8 protein-coding genes and 1 pseudogene are annotated in these 7,075 nt (G+C 68.3%); 5 read left to right on the top strand and 4 right to left on the bottom strand.

Annotated elements, in window-relative coordinates:
- From K8V84_RS08040 to K8V84_RS08030, 3 genes and pseudogenes are all read left to right on the top strand, one after another.
- Nucleotides 1-306, top strand: a pseudogene (locus K8V84_RS08040) (ABC transporter ATP-binding protein); the annotation flags it as partial.
- 14 nt (nucleotides 307-320) lie between these two features.
- Nucleotides 321-806: a glutathione peroxidase gene (locus tag K8V84_RS08035; RefSeq protein ID WP_304072475.1), complete on the top strand. Its 486-nt coding sequence runs from the start codon at nucleotides 321-323 to the stop codon at nucleotides 804-806.
- A 230-nt stretch (nucleotides 807-1,036) separates the two neighbouring features.
- Nucleotides 1,037-1,300, top strand: a complete 264-nt coding sequence (locus tag K8V84_RS08030) for a MarR family winged helix-turn-helix transcriptional regulator (RefSeq protein ID WP_304072471.1) — start codon at nucleotides 1,037-1,039, stop codon at nucleotides 1,298-1,300.
- Nucleotides 1,301-1,364: 64 nt separating this feature from the next.
- Here the strand turns inward: K8V84_RS08030 and K8V84_RS08025 are convergent, their stop codons facing one another.
- The 4 genes from K8V84_RS08025 to K8V84_RS08010 form a co-directional block, all read right to left on the bottom strand.
- Nucleotides 1,365-2,306 carry a GDSL-type esterase/lipase family protein gene (locus tag K8V84_RS08025; RefSeq protein ID WP_304072468.1) on the bottom strand — a complete coding sequence of 314 codons (942 nt, stop codon included), beginning with the start codon at nucleotides 2,304-2,306 and terminating at the stop codon, nucleotides 1,365-1,367.
- Between the two features lie 85 nt (nucleotides 2,307-2,391).
- Nucleotides 2,392-2,901: a MarR family winged helix-turn-helix transcriptional regulator gene (locus tag K8V84_RS08020; RefSeq protein ID WP_304072465.1), complete on the bottom strand. Its 510-nt coding sequence runs from the start codon at nucleotides 2,899-2,901 to the stop codon at nucleotides 2,392-2,394.
- Between the two features lie 76 nt (nucleotides 2,902-2,977).
- Nucleotides 2,978-3,634: a TetR/AcrR family transcriptional regulator gene (locus tag K8V84_RS08015; RefSeq protein WP_304072462.1), complete on the bottom strand. Its 657-nt coding sequence runs from the start codon at nucleotides 3,632-3,634 to the stop codon at nucleotides 2,978-2,980.
- Between the two features lie 14 nt (nucleotides 3,635-3,648).
- Complete coding sequence (locus K8V84_RS08010) at nucleotides 3,649-4,629, bottom strand: acyl-CoA desaturase (RefSeq protein WP_304072459.1); 981 nt, start codon at nucleotides 4,627-4,629, stop codon at nucleotides 3,649-3,651.
- Nucleotides 4,630-5,177: 548 nt separating this feature from the next.
- On the opposite strand from K8V84_RS08010, the gene glmU reads away from it, so the two are divergent.
- Nucleotides 5,178-6,644 (top strand): bifunctional UDP-N-acetylglucosamine diphosphorylase/glucosamine-1-phosphate N-acetyltransferase GlmU, encoded by a 1,467-nt coding sequence (gene glmU / locus K8V84_RS08005; RefSeq protein WP_304072456.1) that lies wholly within the window; start codon nucleotides 5,178-5,180, stop codon nucleotides 6,642-6,644.
- A 17-nt stretch (nucleotides 6,645-6,661) separates the two neighbouring features.
- Nucleotides 6,662-7,075, top strand: a 414-nt coding sequence (prs, locus tag K8V84_RS08000) for a ribose-phosphate diphosphokinase (RefSeq protein WP_304072454.1), incomplete at its 3' end; no start/stop codon positions are given.

Genomic DNA, 7,075 nt, shown 5'->3' with positions numbered 1-7,075 from the left:
CGCGCCGGTGACGTCACCGTGCCGCTGGGAGCCTCCGAGACGGTCGCCGCCGACAAACCGGCCGAGGACGAGGCGCCGATCGTCTCGGCGGCCGAGCGTCGCGCCGCCCAGAAGGAGATGCAGCGCGTCGAACGGCGGATGGACAAGATCGCCAAGCAGGAGGCCCGGCTGCACGAGCAGATGGCCGAGGCCGCCGAGGACTACACCAGGCTCGCCGAGCTCGACGCGGAGGCCAAGGCCCTGGCCGCGGAGAAGGACGAGCTGGAGATGGTCTGGCTGGAACAGGCCGAACTCGTCGGCGACTGACGCGAGGGAGTGACATGGCGGAACTGGACGACATCCCGGTGACCCTGATCGACGGGCGCGAGACCACCTTCGGCGAGTGGGCGGGAAAGGTGCGTCTGGTGGTGAACGTCGCCTCCCGATGCGGTCTGACCCCGCAGTACGCCGCCCTGGAGGACCTGCAGGAGCGCTACGCCGACCGAGGCTTCACCGTGCTGGGCCTTCCCAGCAACCAGTTCCTCCAGGAGTTCGGCGGTGAGGACAAGATCGCCGAGTACTGCTCGATGACCTGGGGGGTGACGTTCCCCATGACGGGCAAGGTCAAGGTGAACGGTCGTGGCCGCCACCCGCTGTACACCGCCCTCACCGAGGTCCCCGACGCCAACGGCACCGCCGGGCGGATCAAGTGGAACTTCGAGAAGTTCCTCGTCCTGCCCGACGGCGCCGTTCACCGCTTCCGTCCCACGACCGTCCCCGACGCCCCCGAGATCGTCTCCCTCATCGAGGGCGCGCTGCCTCGGTGAAAGGTGTTGCCGCCAGGTGCAGCGGGAAGACGTCGATGTCGGTGCGCGGGATGCGGTTCATGGAAATCCCCTCTTCCCCGAGGACTCTTCACGAGGCCTCGTAACGATCACTTTCCGCGTCAAGTCATCGAGTGGACTGGTGCCATGACGAAGAACACCCCGCCCGCCGGCCGGATCAGGAAGAGGCCCGGACCTGGCGTTCGGTATGGAGTCCGATGAGGTGGCCGCCCGTGCGTCTGGACGCTCGGCTCCGCGCCGAAGCGGGCCTGAGCCTGGCCGAGTGCAACGCCCTGTCCCAGATCTCCGAGGCGCCCGAACGGACGGTGCGGCTCAGTGAGCTCGCGGCGGGGGCCGACACGACGCTCTCGCTCCCGTCCCGGGTGATCTCACTCCTGGAGAAGGCGGGCTGGGTGGTCCGGTCCCCGGACCCGCAGGACGGCCGGTACACGCTGGGCCACCTGACCGAGGCCGGCTGGGCGAGGCCGCGGCCCTGATCGCCGAAGCGGTGGTGCCGCCGGGCACGGTACGACCCTGACGGCACCAGCGGATCAAGAGGTGTCACCGGACCTGCTCGCGGAAGACCTCGGCGATCTCCTGGGCCCCGGCGAGGTTGGTGTGGATGTCCGGGCCCTGGGCGGTGTCGCACATCCAGGTCAGATCGCAGATGTTCTGCAGGTTGACCGGCATTCCGGTCTCGCTCTGGTCGGGCACGGTGGTGTTGGAGCCGTCGAACACCTCGTCGACGTCGGCGACGTCGATCCCGGCCGACCGGTAGATGGTAGTGAGGGAGTCGTTGACGTCCTCCAGGATCCCGACGGTGGTGCCCGCCAGGCCGGACTCCGCGTCCCCGTCGCCCTCGTCGCCCTCCTCGTTCCGCTCCAGCAGTGAGAGGGCGAGGAAGGGGTTGTAGTAGGTCATCGCGACGATCTGGGTCTGCGGATCGGCCGCCTCGGTGAGCCGTTCGGCGATCACCGGGACCTCGGTCTCCAGCCGTTCGAGGCCGTTGGCCACGCAGTCCCGGTCCAGGCCGACGTCGTCGATGTCGATCTCGGTCTCGCTCTCCGGATCGGGGTCCACGCCCTCCACGCAGTCGGTGAAGTTGTTGCCGCCGATGGTGAGGGTGACCAGAGCGACCCGGTCGCCGTGCTCCTCCAGGAAGGCCACGGCCTCGTCCAGTTGGGAGCCCTGCTCGTAGCGGGTGTCGCAGTCGGCGATCCCACCCTCGATGAACGTGGTGGTGTCCTCGCCGCCGCAGCCCGACCGCTCGTGTTGGAGCGTGGAGTCGGCGTCCTTCAGCGTGCGGTACAGAACGTCGGTGTACCCCTGGGAGGTCTCCTGCGGGGAGCCGGACTCGTCGGGCTGCACACCGACGGTCAGCGAGTCCCCCAGGGAGAGGTAGTGGCTCTGCGCGGAGGTGGTCGTCTCCTCCTCGCCGCCCCCTCCGGAACATCCCGCGACCACCAGGACCGCGGCGACCGCGGCCGTCCACCGGATTCTCACAATGCTCTCCAACCAAGACCCTGTACTGGAATCAACGCGCGCCCAGAGGCGGACTCCCGGTGAGCGGACGGGTACCGCCGAGTGATCAGCCTTGCTGACTCGAGGGCGTCCTGTCGAGGGGGGCCAAGAGGCATCTCAGTAACGATGCCAGCTGCTCGCGCTCGGCGGCGGGCATGGGGGCGAGCAGGGTCTCCTCGTAGCTGAGCAGGGAGGCCAGGGCGGCGTCGATGCGTTCGGCGCCCTTGTCGGTGAGTCGCACCAGCACGCCGCGTTTGTCGGCGGGGTCGGGGCGGCGGCGCACCAGGTCGGCGGCGGTCAGACGATCGACCCGATTGGTCATGGTGCCGGAGGTGACCAGGGTGGCGCGCAGCAGCCGGCCGGGGCTGAGCTCATAGGGCGGCCCGGAGCGGCGCAGTTCGGACAGGACGTCGAACTCCCAGGGTTCCAGGGCGTGCTCGGTGAACACGGTGCGTCTGGCACGGTCCAGGTGGCGGGCGAGCCGGGACACCCGACTGAACACCTCCAGCGGTGACACGTCCACGTCCGGCCGCTGGGAGCGCCACGCCTCCAATAGCCCATCCACCTCATCGCGCATGGGACACAGCATATCTCTTGACATCAAGATAGTGGGGCGGGTACACGAAACGTACCCGCCCCACCGACGATGTTCCTCAGACCGAGCGCTTGCGGCGCGTGTCCAGTCTCGGCTTGGCCTCCAGCGCGGAGAGCCCGTTCCAGGCCAGGTTGACCAGGTGGGCGGCGACCACCTCGCGCTTGGGCTTGCGTACTTCCAGCCACCACTGGCCGGTCAGCGCCCACATTCCCACGAGCGCCTGCGCGTACATGGGGGCGAGCCCGGGATCGTAACCGCGTTCGTCGAACTCATCGGCCATGATGTGTTCGACCTGGCTGGCGATGTCGTTGATCAGGCTGGCGAAGCTGCCGGTGCCGGAGGCCACGTGGGAGTCGCGGGTGAGCACCCGGAAACCGACGCTGTCCTCCTCGACGTAGCGCAGCAGGGCCAAGGCCGCCTTCTCGATCTTGCTCCGTGCGTTGTCCGCGGTGAGGGCCTCGCCCATCATGTCCAGGAGAGTGCGCATCTCCCGGTCCACGACGACGGCGTAGATGCCCTCCTTGCCGCCGAAGTGCTCGTACACCACCGGCTTGGACACACCGGCCCGTGCGGCGATCTCCTCAACGGAGGTCGCGTCGAACCCTCGTTCGGCGAACAGCTCCCGGCCGATCCCCAACAGCTGTTGCCGACGCTCCTTGCCCGTCATGCGCTTGCGGCGCACGCGGGTCCCTTGTTCGCTGTCGGCTGCTCCCATGATGGTTACCGATCCTAGACCTTGACCCGCTTGGCGGCGAGTCGTTCGTTGTTGGGCCAGCGCACCTTGGTGGCCCAGCCGAACTTCTCGAACAGCCAGATGACCCGGGCGGAGATGTCGATCTGGCCCTTGAGCACACCGTGGCGGGCGCAGGTCGGGTCCGCGTGGTGCAGGTTGTGCCAGGACTCACCGAAGGACGGGATGGCCAGCCACCACACGTTGCGGGAGCGGTCGCGCACCTCGAAGTTCTCCTCGCCGATGGTGTGGCAGATGGAGTTGACCGACCAGGTGACGTGGTGCAGCAGGGCGACGCGTACCAGGCTGGCCCAGAAGAACGCGGTGACCGCGCCCCACCAGGACATGGTGACCAGGCCACCGATGGCGGCCGGGGCGAACAGGGAGAACATCACGATCGGCAGGAACAGCCTGTCGACGAGGACGACGTCCTTGTCCTTGAGCAGGTCCGGGGTGAAGCGGCGCGGCGAGGTCTTCTTCTCGTCCAGGTACATCCACGCCATGTGCGCGTAGTACATGCCCTTGGCCACGGACTTCCAGTCGTCGCCGAAGCGCCACGGGGAGTGCGGGTCGCCCTCGGCGTCCGCGTACTTGTGGTGGCGGCGGTGGTCGGCCACCCACTTGATGACGCTGCCCTCGATCGCCAGGCTGCCGGCGATCGCCAACGCGATGCGCAGCGGGCGCTTGGCCTTGAAGGAACCGTGCGTGAAGTGACGGTGGTAGCCGACGGTGATGCCCAGACCGCTGATCACGTAGAAGACCGTCGCGATGACGATGTCGGTGATCGTCAGGCCCCAGCCCCAGAAGAACGGCACCGCGGCGAGCAGGGCGAGCAGCGGGACGAACACGAACGCGAAGACCGTGTAGCGCTCGGCCTTGCCCCTCGGTTCGGGCTCGTACTCGGGTATCGGCTCACGTTTGGGGGCGTGTGTCACGGTGCTCTCGGTGCTCTCGGTGGGAACTTCAGGGGCAGCGGTCATGGTCTTGCACACCTCGTCGCAGGAAACGTCGTCGCTGGTCAGAACGGCGTCGCAGGGGTCTGGTGTACCCGGCGGGACGGCCCAACCTATTCTTACGTAACCGTAACCTACGACCCCGTAGGTTTGGCAAGCCCTCCATGAAAGGCGCTATGTTGGTGGCGCACGCACGGGCGGACCGCCCGTCGCGTTCCCGGATGATGTAATCGGCAGCATGTGGGGTTTTGGTCCCCATCGTCCAGGTTCGAGCCCTGGTCCGGGAGCGGTCCGCCGTCAGGCCTGAGACCGTGACCACACGGTCGTGTGGATCACACGAGCCGCGGCCCCACCCACGTGGTCTTTCGACTCCACGCCCCGTGGGTCCGCCGCACGGCGCCCGAAAACAGCGGCACCCTCCATGCGCGCCACCGCAGAAGAGCGCTCATGACGCGCATGTATCCTTCCCATGTCGGCCGCCGGTCATCCGACGGCCGCCCGCGCGGCATGCGGGACGCGCCGCCGAAGGGTGAGCCGACTGTTCAAGTGCCAGCTATCACGAGGGGTCTCCTTCAGTGAGCGTGAAACGCCCGGCTGCCGTCATCGTCCTCTCCGCAGGAGAGGGCACCCGGATGAAGTCCAAGCTCCCCAAGATGCTTCACGAGATCGGCGGCCGCAGCATGCTCGGCCACGTTCTCGAAGCGGCGCGGGCGACCGATCCCGAACACACGGTGGTGGTGCTCGGCCACAAGCGTGAACACTTCACCGAGCACCTCGCGCGGGTCGCCCCCGAGGCGTCCACCGCCATCCAGGAGGAACAGAACGGTACCGGTCACGCGGTGCGCATGGCCCTGGAGGACCTGGCCCGCCAAGGGCTCAAGCTCACCGGGACCGCGGTTCTCACCTGCGGTGACACCCCGCTCCTGCGCGGCGAGACCCTGGTGGGTCTGATCGCCGAACACGAGCGCGAGGGCAACGCCGTCACCGCTCTGTCGGCCCGAGTCCCCGATCCGCACGGCTACGGCCGCATCGTCCGCGACGCCGACGGCGAGTTCACCGAGATCGTCGAGCAGTCCGACGCGACGCCCGAGCAGCTCGCCATCGACGAGATCAACTCCGGCATGTACGCCTTCGACGCGGCCCTGCTCACCGAGGTCGTCCAGCGTCTGTCCAGCGACAACGCCAAGGGCGAGGAGTACATCACCGACGTCGTCGGTCTGCTCCGCGGTGACGGTCACCGGGTGGGCGCGTGGGTCGCCGACGACTGGCACGAGGTCCAGGGCGTCAACAACCGCGCCCAGCTCGCCGAGGCCCGCCGACTGCTCAACGACCGCCTCCTGCACGACCTCATGCTCTCCGGCGTCACCGTGGTGGACCCCGCGACGACCTGGGTCGAGGCCGAGGTCACCATCGGTCGCGACACCGTGGTGCACCCGGACACCCGGCTGTACGGAAGCACCCGCATCGGCGAGGACGCCGAGGTCGGCCCCGGCGCCGACCTGCGCGACACCGTGGTCGGTGACGGCGCGGTGGTGCGTCAGACCACCGCGGAGGGCGCCGAGATCGGGGCCGAGGCCGACGTCGGTCCCTACACCTACCTCCGGCCGGGCACCCGCCTGGCCGAGCGGGCCAAGGCCGGGGCCTTCGTCGAGGTCAAGAACTCGAACGTGGGCTCCGGATCGAAGATCCCGCACCTGACCTACGTGGGCGACGCCGACATCGGTGTGGGCAGCAATATCGGCTGCTCCTCGGTGTTCGTCAACTACGACGGGGTCGACAAGTCCCGGAGCACCATCGGCGACCACGTGCGCATCGGCAGCGACAACACCATCGTCGCGCCCGTGACCGTGGGCGACGGTGCCTACTCCGGAGCCGGGGCCGTGGTCCGCGACGACGTTCCACCGGGGGCCCTGGCCGTTTCCGAGGGGCACCGGCAGCGTAACGTCGAGGGCTGGACGCTTCGCAAGCGTCCGGGAACAGCCTCCGCCGAAGCGGCGGAGCAGGCGGAACGGCGCGCGGGCGCCGACGCCGACGAGCAGTGACTGTGGGGGAGAATCACGTGACCGGGATGAAGGCCACCGGGCAGAAACAACTGATGCTTTTCTCGGGGCGCACGCACCCCGCGCTGGCCGAGGAGGTGGCCAAGGAGTTGGGGATCGACGTCGTCCCCACCCGGTTCGACACCTTCGCCAACGGCGAGATCTTCGTTCGCTACCTGGAGTCGGTGCGAGGGTCCGACGCTTTCGTGATCCAGTGTCACGCGGACCCGATCAACGAGTCGATCATGGAGCAGTTGATCATGGTGGACGCGCTCAAGCGCGCCTCCGCCAAGCGGATCACCGTGGTGACCCCGTTCTTCGGCTACGCGCGCCAGGACAAGAAGCACCGTGGCCGCGAGCCCATCTCCGCCCGCCTCATGACGGACCTGTTCCGTACCGCGGGCGCGGACCGGATGATGGCCGTCGACCTGCAC

This window comes from Nocardiopsis listeri (assembly GCF_020741345.1).
GTDB classification, from domain to species: domain Bacteria; phylum Actinomycetota; class Actinomycetes; order Streptosporangiales; family Streptosporangiaceae; genus Nocardiopsis; species Nocardiopsis listeri_A.
Note: the sequence above shows the minus strand (reverse complement) of the source record. Positions and strands in the feature narration are given on the sequence as shown.

Excerpts from the sequence above, each read along its gene's own strand:
- K8V84_RS08015 (WP_304072462.1), bottom strand. The coding sequence starts at position 3,634 with ATGGGAGCAGCCGACAGCGAACAAGGGACCCGCGTGCGCCGCAAGCGC.
- K8V84_RS08035 (WP_304072475.1), top strand. The coding sequence starts at position 321 with ATGGCGGAACTGGACGACATCCCGGTGACCCTGATCGACGGGCGCGAG.
- K8V84_RS08010 (WP_304072459.1), bottom strand. The coding sequence starts at position 4,629 with ATGACCGCTGCCCCTGAAGTTCCCACCGAGAGCACCGAGAGCACCGTG.
- K8V84_RS08020 (WP_304072465.1), bottom strand. The coding sequence starts at position 2,901 with ATGCGCGATGAGGTGGATGGGCTATTGGAGGCGTGGCGCTCCCAGCGG.